We start from the raw sequence: 15,292 nt of genomic DNA on the forward strand, positions 1-15,292 counted from the left end.
GCGTCCGGCCCAGTCATGGGGGAGTCAGTCATGTTCCAGAGAGTCGCATTGGTCGCTGTGGCGATCGGAGCAGGTGTCGGCCTGCCGGCGATGGCGGCGGCTCAGCCCGCCGCGCCGCTGCCGCAGGCCGCGCCGTCCGCCGCCGTCACCCCGGCCGCGGCGAAGGCGCCGGTCGCGGTCACCGTCCGGATCGACAACGGCGTGGAGAGCGTCGACGCGCACAGCCGCTCGGTCTACCGGATCACCGTGCGCAACGACTCCGACGTGGACTATCCCGCCGCGCTCATCGCCCAGATGCTGCCCGCGTCGCTCCAGGCCGGCGATGCCGACCCGGCGCCGACCCGGCGCAACGACTCCACCATCGGCGACGTGCACACCAACGAACTTCAGTGGGTACGCCACCTGCCGGCCCGCGGTGAGGTCACCATCGAGGTGCAGGGTGCCGTCGGCGCGGCGAACGACAAGCGGGTGCTCACCACCACCGCCTGCGTACTGCCGGACGGCAAGACCCGGCCGATGATCTGCGACTCGGACTCCGACGACATGTCGGTCGGCGGCTTCCCGTTCGGCTGGACCGCACTCGGTGTCGCGCTCGCGGGCCTCGCCGGCGGAGTGGTGCTCATGCGTCGCCGTCGACTGTGGCAGCGGCCTGCGACGCTGGCCTGACGCCACCTTCGACACTCACCCGGCGGGGTGCGAACATATGTACGAACGGCGGGGCTTGGGCACCGCAAATACCTGCCGCCTCATTGATCGCGATTGGTAGGGTCTCCGTTCCGGGGCGCCTCGCCTCGGAAACCAGCAGCTCCATAGAGCCCGGCACCGGGCGACGGCCGCGTCCTGTGTCGAGCTTCATGCGCGCAGGAGATCAAGTGACCAAAATCAATGGGGCGGCCGACAGTGACTGACCTGACATCCATCGACGTCGAACGCGAACTCGAAGAACTCTACGCCGTCGTCGAGGCGGACCGGTGGTACAACATCGGCTATCCCGGCGCCACGGACCTCACCGTCCCGGTGCTGTCGAAGTGGCTGAAAGTGCTGCTCAACAACATCGGAGACCCTTACCAGGAGGGCAGAGCCCGCAACCAGACCAAGGCACTCGAACGCAAGGTCGTCGACATGGTCGGCGATCTGATGGGAGCACCGCCGAGCCGGTGGGGCTACGTCACCAACGGCTCCACCGAGGGCACCGAGCACGCCCTCTACGACGCGCGCAAGCGGTGGCGTGACGTCGTCGTCTACACCTCCGACCAGTCGCACTACTCGGTGCCGAAGATCGCCGAGAAGCTGGAGATGCCGCTGGTCCGCATCACCAGCGACGAGACCGGGCGCATCGACGTGCACGACCTCGCCGGTGAGCTCGCCCGACGGCGTGACCGGGCGGCGATCGTCGTCGCCACCGCCGGGACCACGATGACCGAGGCGATCGACGACGTACCCGCGATCGTCAAGGTCTTCGAGCAGCTCGCGATCAGGCGGCGCCACATCCACGTCGACGCCGCGCTCTCGGGGATCCCGCTCGCGCTGCTCCCGGCCGAGCAGCGGCCCGCCTTCGACTTCCGGTCGGGGGCGACCTCCATGGTGATCTCCGGGCACAAGTTCCTCTCGACACTGATGCCGTGCGGCGTCCTGCTCTACGCCGGTCGCCCGGCCGCTGCGGCGAGCGAACGCATCACCTACACCGAGACCGGGGACACCACGATCACCGGCTCCCGGTCGGGGCACGCGCCGCTGATGCTGTGGTACATCCTCAACGCCTTCGGGCACAACGGTCGGGCGGAGCGGGCCCGGCAGCTCGCCGAGTACGCCTGCCAGCAGCTCCGTGCCGTCGGCGTCCCGGCACGGCGCAACCCGCACGCGATGACCGTCTACTTCCCGCCGATGCCGGAGTCGATCACCAAGAAGTGGGTGATCCCGCACGACACCCAGCGAGGGCACATCGTCTGCATGCCGGGCATCCAGCCCGCGCAGGTGACGGAGTTCGTGGCGGATGTCCGGGCAGCCCTGCCGCCGCCGGCGGTCGCCTCGACCTTCGTCAAACCAGTGATGCTCGCAACCTCAGGGAGGCCCTGATGACCATGACCAACGACGTCAACCGTGCGCTCATCTACGGCCGGATCTTCGTCCTGCTCATCCCCGATCAGTCCGAGGGCGGCTCCATGCCGACCTGCATCGCGGCGGACCGGATCCACCCGCGCATCCCCGCGCACCTCGTCGCCTCGGCGGCGATCCGGGCGCACCACGGCTCGGAGGCGATGGTGCCGAGCTTCGTCGGCGTCGTCCCGGACGGCCAGCGGTTCGCCGCCCTCTTCGCCGCCCGGCTGCCCGCAGGCGAGTGACCTGCTGACAAGCGAAGTCCCTGGCCGAGGTGGTCAGGGACTTCGTTGCGTTCGGGGTTCTGGCGCTTGCGGCACGCTTCGGCGCGGCGCGGCGCGGCACGCTTCGGGGCGGTGCGCTTCGGGCTCGGGGCGAGGTGGACCGGGCCGGTGGTGTGCGCTTGGTGATCCGGTCGTGGCGGCCTGTGCTCCTGGATCTCGTGGCGGCACTTGGTATGTCGTGCGCTGCGCGGAGCTTTGCTCTGCTTACACCCGCGCATCGGCGGGAATGTCCGGATATTCCCGGTGGTGCGTCGGTGTAAGCAGAGCAAAGCTCCGCGCAGAACACCCCAGGTCGGTGCTTCGGTTCATGGTCAAGGTCTGGGGGTTGCCGCTCAGCGCTCTGCTTACACCCGCGCACCACCGGGAAAGTCCGGATATTCCCGGTGGTGCGTCGGTGTAAGCAGAGCAAAGCTCCGCACAGAAACACACCGGCTCCACACTCCAGTTCACGTCCAAGGCCCCGGCGCTCAGCCGAGTTCGGCGGCGCGGGACTCCAGGTAGCGCTTCTCCGGCGTACTCGTCGCGAAACGCGCGGCCGTGAGGTAGCTCTCCCGAGCGCGACCAGGCTGCCCTGCCCGCTCCAGCAGGTGCGCGCGGACCGCGTGCAGCCGGTGGTGCCGGGCCATCCGCTCGTCGGCGGCGAGGTCGTCGAGCAGGTCGAGCCCGGCCTGCGGACCGTGCACCATCGCGACCGCGACGATCCGGTTGAGGGTGACCATCGGGTTGGGCGCGCTCGCCTCCAGGAGCTGATAGAGCGCGAGGATCTGCGGCCAGTCGGTCGCCGAGACCTCGGCCGCCTCGTCGTGGATCGCGGCGATCGCCGCCTGCACCTGGTAGGGCCCGAGTTCGGTGGTGCTCGCGAGGGTGGCGCTGATCAGGTCGACCCCCTCGGTGATCAGCGCGCGGTCCCACCGGCTGCGGTCCTGGCGGTCGAGCGGGACGAGCGAACCGTCGGGCAGGCTGCGGGCGTCGCGCCGGGCATCGGTGAGCAGGCTGAGCGCGAGCAGCCCGGCGACCTCGGACTCCCTGGGCAGGACCGCGTGCAGCAGCCGGGTCAGCCGGATGCTCTCGCTCGTCAGGTCATGGCGCTGCAGCTGCGGCCCGGCGGTCGCGGTGTAGCCCTCGTTGAACATCAGGTAGAGCACGTGCAGGACCGCCCGCAGCCGCTCGGCTCGTTCGTCCGGCGGCGGCAGGGCGAAGGTCGCCCCGGCCGTGCGGATCGTCTGCTTGGCCCGGCTGATCCGCTGGGCCATCGTCGCCTCCGGTACGAGGAAGGCCCGGGCGATCTCGGCGGTTGTCAGGCCGCCGACCGCCCGCAGGGTCAGCGCGATCTGCGAGGGCGCCGAGAGTGCCGGGTGGCAGCAGAGGAAGAGCAGCTTGAGGGTGTCGTCGTGCTCGGCGGTGCCGGGCTCGTCGGCCGGGGGAGCGACGAGCATCGCCGTCGGCGTCGCGATCATGACCTCGCCCTCGCGGCGGCGGCGCGAGGAGTCGCTGCGGATCCAGTCGGTCAGCCGACGGGCCGCGACCGTGACGAGCCACCCGTGCGGGTTGTCGGGGCGGCCCTGCTCCGGCCACTGTGTCGCGGCGGCGAGCAGCGCTTCCTGTACCGCGTCCTCGCAGGCGTCGAGCCCGCCGTAACGGCGCAGGAGCGCGCCGAGGACCTGCGGCGTCAGGCGGCGCAGCAGGTCCTCGAGCGGCTCGTCGGTCACGGCTTGGCGGCCTCGTGCGTGATCGGCCAGACCTCGACGTCGGCGAGCGAGGCCGAGGGGATCTCGGCGGCGATCGCCAGCGCCCGCGCCTCGGTCGGCACGTCGATCAGGTACCAGCTCGCCAGGTACTCCTTCGTCTCCAGATAGGGGCCGTCGGTGACGACGGGCGCGCCGTCGCGGACGCGAACCTTCTTGGCCTCCTTGGCGTCGGCCATCCCGTATGCGCCGAGCAGTTCCCCGGTCTGGAAGTGCCGGTTGTTGAAAGCGTCGAACTCGGCGATCGTCTCCGCCCACTGCTCGGGCGGGAAGGAATTCCACAGCTCCTGGTTGCCGTAGAGAATGATCATGTACTTCATGGGTTTTCCCCTCCTCGTGCGAACCCCGTCTCGGGCCCGCTCACCCCTTGGTCGGAGCCGGTCGGCGGTTCTCTACACGCCCGCGCAGGGTTCACCATAATTCCCGGCTCGGATATAGTGAGGTCAGCGCGCACCAGGGCGCCTCTCGTCCGCGGCAAGCACCGAGTGCACCTGGAATCCACCTCACTGTGCGTCGCCATGCGCGTGTCCTGTCGCGCCCGGCCGCAGCGGACCCGGGTGACGATGGAGAAGCCATGAGCACGAAACTGCCCGACAACGCCGACCTGAGCCTGCTCCGCACGCTCGCCAAGGAGCTCCGCCGCGCCTACGCCGGCGGCAACCCGGCCGCGGTCGCCCGGGTCCGCGCCGTCCATCCGCACGCGGGCGAGGAGATCCAGCTCCGCGACGCCCAGCTCGTCATCGCCAGGGAGCACGACTTCGCGGGGTGGCGCGACCTCGCCGCCTCGGTCGTCACCCAGCAGAGCGGTGGTCGTGACCTGCACCGGTGGTTCGCCGTGGAGCTCAACAACGGCACCTGGGACGCCCTGGACAACGGCCTGTCCGAGCACAGCCCGCGGGCCGAGCGGGAGGAGGCGCTCTACGCCGCCTACGCCTCGACCTATCACTGGATGCAGGCCGGCACGGTCGCCAATCACGGCCGGGGCGAGCACCTGATCGCGACGGTCGCGGTGACGATCGGGATGGTGGAGGTGGCGGCTCCGCACGCCGCCCGCTATGCCGAGCTGATCGAGCAGCACCCGGCCGCCTTCGCCGACTGGGACCGGGCGTTCGCCGCCGAGGCGCTGGCCCGGGTCGCGTCGCGGTCGGGTGACCCGGGTGCGGCGAAGCTGAGGGACGAGGCGCACCGGATCGCCGAGGCGCTCCCCGATGTGGAGGATCGCCGGATCTGCCTCGCCAGGCTCGCCGCCCAGCCCTGGTAGCGCTCCCGAATCGGCGCGACGTCACCTGTCGCGCCGATTCAACCCCTGATTGGCCCTTGCCGTGGCGGGCATTTCGGATATCGACACGTTTGCAACCGTAGACAATAACTGTAAGCCTTCTTAATAATTACGAGATGTCGAACACACCTCTCCCCTCGCGCCGTAGGTCGATGCGGATGGTGATCGCCGTCGCGGCCAGTGTCGCGACCACCATCGTCGCCGCGATGATCTCCATGCCCAGCACGGCTGCCCCGGCCGGTCCGAATGCCGCCGCCGCGCTCGTCGCCTGTACCGGTCCCGCCTGGGCCGAGGGCGTCACCTACACGATCGGCACCAAGGTCACCTACAACGGCCGTCAGTACGAGGCGCTCGTGACCCACACCGCGCACGTCGGCGCAGGCTGGAACCCCGCCGCCACGCCGTCGCTCTGGCGTGACCTCGGTGCCTGCAGCGGCACCACCTCGCCGTCGCCCTCGGTCTCCCCGTCCCGGTCGGCCACCCCCTCGCCGTCCGTGTCGCCGTCCCGCTCGACGTCACCGTCGCCGTCGGTCTCCCCCTCCCGCTCGGTCTCGCCGTCGCCCTCGGTCTCCACCTCGCCGTCGCCCACCCCTTCGACGGGTACGACCTGCGCGGTCAAGTCCCGGCCGACGGGCAAGGTGCTCCACGGCTACTGGGAGAACTGGGACGGCGCCTCCAACGGCGTACACCCGGGGCTCGGCTGGATCCCGATCACGGACGCCCGCATCCGCCAGCACGGCTACAACGTGATCAACGCGGCCTTCCCCGTGATCCGCTCCGACGGCACCGTGCTGTGGGAGGACGGCATGGACGCCACCGTCAAGGTCGCCACCCCCGCTGAGATGTGCGCGGCGAAGGCGGCGGGCCTGACGATCCTGATGTCGATCGGCGGTGCCACGGCCGGCATCGACCTCAGCTCCTCCACCGTCGCCGACCGTTTCGTCGCGACCGTCGTGCCGATCCTGAAGGCTTACAACTTCGACGGGATCGACATCGACATCGAGACCGGCCTGACCGGCAGCGGCAGCATCAACACGCTCTCCACCTCGCAGGCGAACCTGATCCGCATCATCGACGGCGTGCTCGCCGCGATGCCGTCCAACTTCGGCCTCACGATGGCGCCTGAGACGGCCTATGTCACCGGCGGCAGCGTCACCTACGGCTCGATCTGGGGCTCCTACCTGCCGATCATCAAGAAGTACGCCGACAACGGCCGCCTCTGGTGGCTCAACATGCAGTACTACAACGGCAGCATGTACGGCTGCTCCGGTGACTCCTACTCCGCGGGCACCGTGGCGGGCTTCGTCGCGCAGACCACCTGCCTCAACAACGGCCTCGTCATCCAGGGCACCACGATCCGGGTCCCCTATGACAAGCAGGTCCCGGGTCTGCCCGCGCAGCCGGGTGCCGGTGGCGGCTACATGTCGACGGCCCTGGTGTCGCAGGCGTGGAACAACTACTCCGGCAGCCTCAAGGGCCTCATGACGTGGTCGATCAACTGGGACGGCTCGAAGAGCTGGACCTTCGGCGACAACGTGAAGGGTCTGCAGGGCCGCTGATCCTGCTGCCCTCCTCCGGTCCCCTGGCCAGCCGTGGTCAGGGGACCGCTGTCGTCTCGGGCTGCACGTCGCCGTACCTGGCGAGGGCCAGCGCGCCACCCACGGCCAGGAGAAACCCGACCACCGCGACCGGCACGAAGCCTGGTCGCGCTTGATCACCCAGGACGAGTACGCCCACCGCCGCCGGCAGCACCGTCTGCCCGATCACCATCGCGGCCGTCGCCGTGGTGACCTTGCCCGAGGCGAGCGCCCGCGTCCAGATCAGGAAGGCGACCAGCCCCGACCCCGCGATCAGGTAGGCAGCCGGTTCGCCGAGCAGGTCGCCGGGGGAGAGGCTGGGCAGCGTCCGCGACGCGAGCGCGAGGATCCCGAAGCAGAGCCCCGCGCAGAGCCCGAGCGCCAGTGTGCGCGGCTCTCCCGGCAGCCGGGCGAGGATCAGCCCGACGACTCCGATGGCGATGAGAGCCGCAGCCAGCGACCAGTAGAAGGCGTTGGACGCTCTGCTCGCCCCCTCCGGACCGGCGGAGAGGCCGAGCGCGCCGAGCCCGACGCAGACCGCGCCGATCGCCACCCAGTCCCGCCGGCCGAGGCGCTCGCCCATCGTCATCGACGCCGCGATGGCGGTGACGGCGAGGCTCGACGCCACGGCGGCCTGGACCAGGAAGAGCGGCAGGTGGCGCAGCGCGGCGAGCTCGAAGACGAAGCCGAGCAGGTCGAGCCCGACCCCGACGATGAGCGGCCAGGTGAGGACGGCCTTCGCGAGGCTCTCGGCCCGGCGCATCCCGATCGCCTGTAGCACGGTGGCGAGGCCGAAGCAGACCGCAGCGGCGAGCGCGCCGAGCAGGCTGACGATCAGCATCCACTGATCACACCATGCTCGGCGCCTCCTATTTGGCGCTATTGCCCGCCACGTCGAGCCCGGCGCGGGCGACGATGCGCTGGAGTGCGGAGACGTGGCCGGCGAAGGCGCTGTGCCCCGCCTTGCTCAGCTTCACCGAGGTCCGGGGCCGCTTGCCGACGAAACCCTTGTGGATCTCGACGTAGCCCGCCTCCTCCAGCGTCGCCAGCTGCTTGGAGAGCGCCGAGTCGCTCAGCTCCAGGCTGTCGCGGACGAATTTGAACTCCGCCCACTCGGTCGCGGCGAGCAGGCTCACGATGGAGAGCCTGGTCGGCGCATGGATCAGTTCGTCGAAACGGGGCTCGGTCACAGCTCGCCGCCCATCGGCCGGGAGATCATCATCCGGCGGAGGTGCTGCATCAGCACCGGCCCGCCGAAGGTCAGCCCGAGCGCGACCGGGACGCAGGCGATCGTGGCCGGCCAGCGGAGGCCCTGCGCGTCCAGCAGGAAGCCGAGACCGACGCCGATGGCGACGAGCGTGAGGGTGAAGGCGGCGATGGTGAGGCCGCCGCGCAGCCCCAGCAGGTTGTTGCGGACCTGGAGCCGGGCGCGGCCGAGGATCACGGTGAGCAGCGCGCCGAGGGCCGCGGCATAGAAGACGCTCCCAGCGATGATGATCCACTGGGTTTTCGACTCGATCGAGGCGACGAAGACGAGCATGAGCGCACCCAGGGCGGGCCAGTACCACCCCGGCAGCAGGCCTCCGGTGACGGCTTGCTCGCGGCGGGCCTTGACCTCGGCGAGGGCGCGCTCGGCGTCGGCGGCGGGAATCATGACTTCCTCCCTTGGCAATTACTTTCCATGCGAGAAAGTATGCGCACTCTCTTTCCTGATTGGCAAGTACTTCCTATGCCAGACCCTCCAGCAGGGCGATCAGCCTGTCTGCGAGCACCCGCTGCCCCTCGGCGGCGAGCCGGTGACCGCTCTCCAGCCCTCGCTCGACCGTCCGGGCGAGCAGCTCGGCCCGCTGCTGCCGACCGGCCTCGGGCATCGAGGTCTCGGCCTGCAGGAAGCCCTCGAAGGTCGCCTGGAACGCGTAGCCGACCGACTCGGCATCCAGCCTTCGAGCGCGGCGACCCCCGCCGCTTCGACCTCGTCATCGGCGCCGACGGGCTGCACTCCGTCACCCGGCGGCTCGCCTTCGGCGCCGAGTCCGGCTTCGTCGAGCACCTCGGCCTCTACGTCGCGACGCTGCCCGTCGCCGCGACCTTCGCGCCCGGCCGCGACGTGCTCATCTTCAACACTCCCGGCCGGGCCGTCACGGTCCATCCATCCACAGAAGACGGTGCGATCGCCGCTCTCATCTTCCGCGCACCGGCCCGGCCCGGCTTCGACCACCGCGACTCCGACCTGCACAAGCGCATGCTCGCGGCGGCCTTCAGCGGCCTGGGCCGGCGCACCGCGGAGCTGCTGGAGCAGGTGGCGGCCGCCGACGATCTCTACTTCGACGCGGTCTGCCGGGTCCGGCTCGACACCTGGTCGCGCGGCCGGGTCGCGCTCCTCGGCGACGCCGCCTCGTCGGTCTCGCTCTTCGGCGACGGATCATCGCTCGCGATCGCCGGGGCGGCCACGCTCGCCGGCGCGCTCGCGGCATCGCCGCACGACATGCCTCAGGCACTCCGGGGGTACGAGTCGGAGCACCGCCTGCTCGTGGATCCCAAGCAGCGCAACGCCGCCCGGGCATCCGGGCTCATCGTTCCGGCCACCAGAATCGGCCTCGCCGCTCGCAACCTCGGCGCCCGACTGCTCCGCTAGGGCCGGCCCGCAGTGACGGCTATCGGTCATACCCAAGCCTCCGGCAGCTGCGTTATCCACCATCGAAGCCCAGTCACCGATCACGAGGAGCCGACATGGACATCGATGCTGCTGCGGCCGAGGAGCTGGCACGGCGAACCATCCTGCAGACCGAGGTCGAGTCGGCCGGGCGCCGCTCCCAGCTCGCCGCGCTGGGCCAGCTGGCCCTGGTCTTCGGCGGGGACCACATCGAGCTGCCTGTTCCGGCGCCCGGTCATCTGCACCTGACCGAGCGCCCCGGTGAGTACGCGCAGATCCATGCCGGTCTGGCGGCAACCGTCGCCGAGGTGCAGCAGGCGGTGGCGGCGATCGAGGCCAAGGCGTCATCCCTGGGCTACCGGCCGGAGCAGCAGATCGGCAAGATCACACCGGTGCCGGGCGGATATGTGGCCCGGTACCCGAACAACGACATCTACGTGGTGCCCGGCCAGCGGGCGTACGAGGTGCGCGGTGACATCCGGGCCAAGTACCTGGTCCTCAACGGGCCGGCCGGGCCGCTCGGCATGCCGCAGTCCGACGAGAACCCCACCGGCTACCGCGGCGGCGCCTACAACCACTTCGTCGGCGGTTCCATCTACTGGGCGCCGCACACCGGGCCGTTCGCCGTGCGCGGCAGGGTTCGCGACCGGTGGGCGGCGATGGGCTGGGAGCGCAGCTCGCTCGGGTACCCGGTCCGCGACCAGCATCGGATGGCGGGCAGCGCGATCGAATGGTGCGTCTTCGAGAACGGGGCCATCGCCGCTGACGCCACGACCGCACTGCCGGTGCCGGCCGTGCTGCAGACCCCGGCCGAGTTGAACAACGTCGACCCGAAACCGGCCTCGCTGACATACGCCGAGATCGCCTCGATCGTCGAAAGGTATGTGCGGCGGCAGTTCCACGAGTCCCCGCACAACGTCGGGCTGCACCCGGGAGTCCAGACGATCCCCGTGACCGGCTGGGAGTACGACTTCTGGGTCGCCAAGCCGCGCAGTCTGGGATTCGTGCTGCGCGGCTTCCACGACAACGGCCTGGCGCCCGACACCCACTTCAAAATCCACCTGAGCCTGCGGTTCCACCTGGCCTGGCCCAACGGCCTGTACGCCGAGCCGACGAGCAAGTCACTCGTCGCCGAGCTGACCTACCTGCGCGTGGTCGCCGACGGCGGCCTGCCCAGCGGCGAGGTGATCTCCGGGGTCACCAGCGCCATCCACGACGCGTTCTTCGGCGGCGATGCGGCGCATCCCGAATTGCCGCTGGGCGCGATATTCCTCGCGGTCGTGCCCACCGGCGCCAACCCGGCCACCGGCTCCATCGACATCCTCGACGTCATCGTGACGGCGCCCGGGGAGCTCCAGCTTCTGGTCAGCCCGCTCGCCCCGCCCGGCTCCCTGCCCGGCATCCAGTGGGCCGCGGCCAGGCAGAACATCGCGCAGGCCCAACTCGACTCGATGAAGGGGCTCTGAGATGTATGGACGGCTCATCGTGTGGCGCGACGGTTCGCTCGTCTTCGCGGTGTCGAGTGGCGAGCGGGCGGTCCACTTCACCTCCGACGGACACCGGCGCGACATCGTCCTGGTCCTCGACGGTGAGAGCTGGGGCCAGTTGGAGGTCGATCGTGGTGACCGGCGCGGCGGGCTGGCACCCGTCCGCGACGTGACGAAGACGGTGATGAAGGACGGGCTGCTGCGTACCGACTGGTGGCAGACGGTGCACGACCGGCTCGTCGCCCGAGGGCGGACGACCCGGCAGGCGTCCGGCGCGGTCCGGTGGACGGCGTCCACCGCCCGGGGCGGCTTCGAGGGCAAGGGCGAGTTCGGCAGCACCGTCGCGATGGCCACGATCGCCGGTGGCGGGCAGACGACGATGACCAGGACCGAGACGCCGCTGCCGTTCGGCGGCAAGCGGGTGATCCAGGACTACCGGCTCCCCGACGGCTCCTCCCGGACCGTCCAGATCGACTGGGACGCCGACGACAGGGGCACGGTCACGATCGTCTCCAAGGACCCGCAGGGCAAGGTGACCGATGTCGAGACCGGACAGATCTCGAAGGAGACCACCTACGAGACCAACGCCGAGGGTCACACGGTCAAGACCGAGACCACCACGAGCACCCGGGATCGCGACGCGCAGGGCAACTCCCGCGAGACGGTGACGAGCCACAGCGAGGACCAGGCCAACGGCACCAGGACCGACGCCAAGAGCATCACCGTCACCGACGCCGCGGGCAACGTCACCCATCAGGACAAGCACGCGCACACCACCGACAAGGAGGGCAACTGGAGCGACACCACCGTCGAAACCGATCCGACCACCGGCGACACCACGATCGTCACCAAGAGCGGTGACAGGGACGGCAACGAGTACGAGCACAGGACGGTGGTGGACAAGGACGGTAATCCGAAATCCGACGAGCACACGGAGAAGCACCCGGACAGCGAGCCGCCCAAGGAGGACCCGCCCGCCGAGGACCCCCCGGCGGAGCCGGAGCCCGACCCGGACCCTGACGATTCACACGGCCGACCCGCCGACGACGGCACCACCGCGCCGCGCGGGCCGGGTGGGCTCGCGGGAAAGATCATCGCCGATCATCTCAACAAGCGCGCCGACGAGGGTGACGGCGACGAGAACCGGCCCACGCTGGCGGTCGCCGGGCACGCGCACCACCTGATCGCTTCGCTGATCGGCAGCGGGCAGGGCGACTCGGAGGGCGGCCTCGGCCAGCTCACCGTCGACATGCGCGTACGGGTGCCGGCCGGTGCGGTCGACGACTGGGGCGACTCCACCGATCCGCGGATGAACTCCGGATTCGCGGCGATGCTCGACGCGATAGCCGCGCAGCTGCAGTCGGTGTCCGCCGGCCGCAGGTAGCGCCGGTGCCGTTCACTACCGTGGCGGAAAAGCAGGCGCGCCCAGGTGATCCACCTGGGCGCGCCTTTCATTACGGCCACTCGTCACCGAGGACCGGCGTAATAACTTATCGAAGGTTGTGCATCACCGGTGCGTACCGTCGGACGATGGACGCCGGGTTCTTCCCGGCCGTGCCCGCTGCCCCCTGGGCGGCGGGCGCCGAGCCCCCGTACGCGTAGAACGTCCCCACGACATCGACGACGACGTTGGTGTAACCCACGTAGTTGTAGATGTTGAAAGCCTTGGTCGACCCGATGCCCGTCACGACGGCGTTGGGGATGACCTGGCCCGCGCTGGGGTTCAGGTTCGAGACCGTCGGCTTGCTGAGGCCGGCGTCGGCGGGCCACACCGTCAGATAGGTGGTCGCTGTCGGAGCCACCGCGGTGACGTTGAGGGCCAGTCCTTCGGTGTTGGCGGTCGCGATCGTGTCGGGGACGGTCACCTTGGCCGTCTGGGCCGGCCCGATCGGAGCCGCCAGGCCCAGGCTCTCCCGGCTGTCCACGATGCGCGTGGGCGTGATCGGGTTGAACCGGAGGCCGTCCGCGAGCGTGCTGTCGTCGAAGAAGCCGACGATGTCCACGATCACGTGCGTCTTGGCCGATGTGTAGATGCCGATCGACGGCAGACCGGACGCCGAGCCGCAGCCGTCGCAGGGGGCGACGGGAACGATCGCGAAGTTCGGCACGACCTTGCCCCGCGAGTAGTTGACGGTCGAGGCATTGGGCAGTTCGTAGGGGTTGCCGTTCCACGTCCTCAGGTGCCCGTCGCCGCTGGGATCCACTGCGGTGACGTTGACGGCGAGGGCCTTGATGTGCGGGTTCACCGAGGCGCCGTAGCTCACCGGCACGTTCACGTAGTAACCCGCCGGCAGCTTCGCCCCGAGGTCGTAGCGCGTGTCGAGCAGCCGCTCCGGCACGACGCCCTGCAGCTGACCGCCGATGTTGTAGTTGTCGAGCAGGCTGTTGTCCTTGCCGTAATACCCGACGACGTCGGCGAGCAGGTGCGTGGAGTTGGTGTAGTTGTAGAGGTCGATCTGGCCGTCGGTGCCGAGTGCCACGGTCACGGAGCTGGCGACCGTCACGCCGCGGGTGACGTTCAGCGAGGACGCGGTCGGCCTGGTGACACCGGTCGGGTACGCCGTGATGTAGGTCGTGCCCGTCGGTGCGGTGGCGGTGACGTTCAGAACGACGGCGGAGACGCCGCTCGACGGCACGTTGCCGTGGCCTCCGACCTGCAGGTGGATCACCTGACCGGGTCCGACCTGTGCCTTCGGGGCGCCGGTGCCGTTGCGGGTGTCCAGAATGCGCGTGGGCGACACCGGGTAGTAGGTGCCTACCGCGTCACCCGTACCGACCAGCGACATCTCGACCGAGAAGATCGAAACGTCGCTGTTGTTGTTGATGTAGAGCGAGCCCCAGCGCTGCCCGACCCGGTTCGGATGGGCGTTGACCGTGATGGTGCAGCTCTGGTTCTTCGCCAGGGTGGCACCGTTGCAGGTGTTCGCCGTGATGGTGAAGTCGGCCGCCTGGCCGCCGGTCACCTGCACCGTGCTGATCGAGATCGGGGAAGGCCCCGTGCCGGTGACCGTGACCGTCTTGGCCAGGCCCTTGCCCACCTGGACCGACCCGAACGAGAGGGAGGTCGGGTAGCTGGCGCTGCGCGGATCCGTGCCGGACACCGCGAGATCGACGGACAGGCGCCCGGCGTTGGCGTCGCTGGTGAAGTTCAGCGCGGCCGCCAGCGGACCCCTGACGGTCGGGTGCGCCTTGACGCCGACAGTGCACGTGGCACCGTAGGCGAGGGTGGCGTTGGAGCAGGTGTCGGAGGTGATGGCGAAGGTGCCTGGCGACGACGTTCCGTAAGCTCCCCAGTTCGCCGCGCCGATCGAGGCGGCGCTGAGCTTGACGCCCTGCGTGCCGCGACCGGTGATCGTCACCGTCTTGACGGCGGTGTCGTAACCGGCGCCCTGCCAGCCGAAGTCGAGGCTGGACACATCGTTGCCGTACGCCTTGTAGTCCAGCCCGGAGTTCCAGCGCACCTGGCCGAACATGTTCGGGGTGGCGGTGCCGCAGCCGATCGCATAGCTGGCCGCGAACGAGGTCATCTCGTGGGTCGTCGCGTCGTGCGCCACGTCCAGAACCGTGATCGAACCCTGGTGATTGGAGCATCCCCGGCTGTCGGCGCCGACCGACGCCGAGGCGCCGTTGCCGTTGAGCGGGTAGGTCGTGCCGGCGACCCACTGGGTCGCGTCCTTGGGATAGAGGTCGATGACGATGCTGTGATCGCTCCACGTGGCCGAGAACGCGATCGCATCGCTGGTGGCGTGATGGGTGACGTTCACCGCCGCCCCGTCGAAGGCGAGGGCGCCCTTCCACGGGTAGGCCTGGTCTCCCAGGTAGGTGAAGGCCGTGTACGGGGCGGTCGGCGCTGCGGCTTGTGCGGCTGTCGCCGGGATCGTCACCACGGACATGAGAAGGAGGGCGCCGACGAGGGCGCCTCGGATGGTGCGCATGAATCCCCCATGGATTGTGTCGGATGCGCAAGGCAGACCGGACGCTAATCGACAGGGGAGGCCGTAACAATAGTGTTATCCGGCAGGACGGCCGGGCATCCGGGTGATGCTCGGCACCTTCATCAGATCGCTGCGCCAGCCGCCCGGGTCGCTGATCGACTCGCCGACTATAGACGTTTGGCAGCTTGGGAAGGATCGGGCAGCGTCCTAGAAGTTGGACATCAGCCACGTAACA

The 15,292-nt window shown here is 69.7% G+C and carries 15 protein-coding genes; 8 read left to right on the forward strand and 7 right to left on the reverse strand.

Features of this window, described 5'->3' with window-relative positions; all coding sequences use genetic code 11:
* Window positions 1-30 precede the first annotated feature (30 nt).
* The 3 genes from F4553_RS26055 (at window position 31) to F4553_RS26065 (ending at window position 2,342) form a co-directional block, all read left to right on the forward strand.
* Window positions 31-666, forward strand: a complete 636-nt coding sequence (locus tag F4553_RS26055) for a hypothetical protein (RefSeq protein WP_184840197.1) — start codon at window positions 31-33, stop codon at window positions 664-666.
* A 234-nt stretch (window positions 667-900) separates the two neighbouring features.
* Window positions 901-2,076, forward strand: a complete 1,176-nt coding sequence (locus tag F4553_RS26060; RefSeq protein ID WP_184840199.1) for a histidine decarboxylase — start codon at window positions 901-903, stop codon at window positions 2,074-2,076.
* Window positions 2,076-2,342, forward strand: a complete 267-nt coding sequence (locus F4553_RS26065) for a hypothetical protein (protein WP_184840201.1) — start codon at window positions 2,076-2,078, stop codon at window positions 2,340-2,342. The genes F4553_RS26060 and F4553_RS26065 overlap by 1 nt, the downstream gene beginning before the upstream one ends.
* 506 nt (window positions 2,343-2,848) lie before the next feature.
* On the opposite strand, the gene F4553_RS26070 is transcribed toward F4553_RS26065, so the two are convergent.
* A complete protein-coding gene (locus F4553_RS26070; RefSeq protein WP_184840203.1) occupies window positions 2,849-4,090 on the reverse strand; it encodes an RNA polymerase sigma factor in 1,242 nt (413 codons plus the stop codon).
* Window positions 4,087-4,446 carry a YciI family protein gene (locus tag F4553_RS26075; protein ID WP_184840205.1) on the reverse strand — a complete coding sequence of 120 codons (360 nt, stop codon included), beginning with the start codon at window positions 4,444-4,446 and terminating at the stop codon, window positions 4,087-4,089. Before F4553_RS26075 ends, F4553_RS26070 begins: the two co-directional genes overlap by 4 nt.
* Window positions 4,447-4,700: 254 nt before the next feature.
* Here F4553_RS26075 and F4553_RS26080 point away from each other — a divergent pair, with 254 nt between their 5' ends.
* On the forward strand, window positions 4,701-5,387 hold the full coding sequence (locus F4553_RS26080) for a hypothetical protein (RefSeq protein WP_184840207.1): 687 nt from the start codon (window positions 4,701-4,703) through the stop codon (window positions 5,385-5,387).
* A 134-nt stretch (window positions 5,388-5,521) separates the two neighbouring features.
* Window positions 5,522-6,964, forward strand: a complete 1,443-nt coding sequence (locus tag F4553_RS26085; RefSeq protein ID WP_446680431.1) for a carbohydrate-binding protein — start codon at window positions 5,522-5,524, stop codon at window positions 6,962-6,964.
* Window positions 6,965-7,001: 37 nt separating this feature from the next.
* Here F4553_RS26085 and F4553_RS26090 read toward each other — a convergent pair whose 3' ends face one another.
* The 4 genes from F4553_RS26090 to F4553_RS41195 form a co-directional block, all read right to left on the reverse strand.
* A complete protein-coding gene (locus tag F4553_RS26090; RefSeq protein ID WP_184840209.1) occupies window positions 7,002-7,823 on the reverse strand; it encodes a DMT family transporter in 822 nt (273 codons plus the stop codon).
* A 28-nt stretch (window positions 7,824-7,851) separates the two neighbouring features.
* A complete protein-coding gene (locus F4553_RS26095) occupies window positions 7,852-8,172 on the reverse strand; it encodes a winged helix-turn-helix domain-containing protein (RefSeq protein WP_184840211.1) in 321 nt (106 codons plus the stop codon).
* Window positions 8,169-8,636 carry a hypothetical protein gene (locus F4553_RS26100; RefSeq protein ID WP_246466535.1) on the reverse strand — a complete coding sequence of 156 codons (468 nt, stop codon included), beginning with the start codon at window positions 8,634-8,636 and terminating at the stop codon, window positions 8,169-8,171. The genes F4553_RS26095 and F4553_RS26100 overlap by 4 nt, the downstream gene beginning before the upstream one ends.
* Before the next feature lie 73 nt (window positions 8,637-8,709).
* Window positions 8,710-8,853: a hypothetical protein gene (locus F4553_RS41195; protein ID WP_246467446.1), complete on the reverse strand. Its 144-nt coding sequence runs from the start codon at window positions 8,851-8,853 to the stop codon at window positions 8,710-8,712.
* 107 nt (window positions 8,854-8,960) lie between these two features.
* Between F4553_RS41195 and F4553_RS26105 the strand changes: the two genes are divergently transcribed.
* From F4553_RS26105 to F4553_RS26115, 3 genes are all read left to right on the forward strand, one after another.
* On the forward strand, window positions 8,961-9,617 hold the full coding sequence (locus tag F4553_RS26105) for an FAD-dependent monooxygenase (RefSeq protein WP_312875397.1): 657 nt from the start codon (window positions 8,961-8,963) through the stop codon (window positions 9,615-9,617).
* A 95-nt stretch (window positions 9,618-9,712) separates the two neighbouring features.
* The gene (locus F4553_RS26110; protein ID WP_184840215.1) at window positions 9,713-11,101 is read left to right on the forward strand and encodes an LGFP repeat-containing protein; all 1,389 of its coding nucleotides are present in this window, start codon (window positions 9,713-9,715) and stop codon (window positions 11,099-11,101) included.
* A gap of 1 nt (window position 11,102) precedes the next feature.
* Window positions 11,103-12,506, forward strand: a complete 1,404-nt coding sequence (locus F4553_RS26115; protein ID WP_184840217.1) for a hypothetical protein — start codon at window positions 11,103-11,105, stop codon at window positions 12,504-12,506.
* 106 nt (window positions 12,507-12,612) lie between these two features.
* Here the strand turns inward: F4553_RS26115 and F4553_RS26120 are convergent, their stop codons facing one another.
* Complete coding sequence (locus F4553_RS26120; protein ID WP_184840219.1) at window positions 12,613-15,057, reverse strand: choice-of-anchor D domain-containing protein; 2,445 nt, start codon at window positions 15,055-15,057, stop codon at window positions 12,613-12,615.
* Window positions 15,058-15,292 lie beyond the last annotated feature (235 nt).

It is taken from the genome of Allocatelliglobosispora scoriae (genome assembly GCF_014204945.1).
Taxonomy (GTDB): domain Bacteria; phylum Actinomycetota; class Actinomycetes; order Mycobacteriales; family Micromonosporaceae; genus Allocatelliglobosispora; species Allocatelliglobosispora scoriae.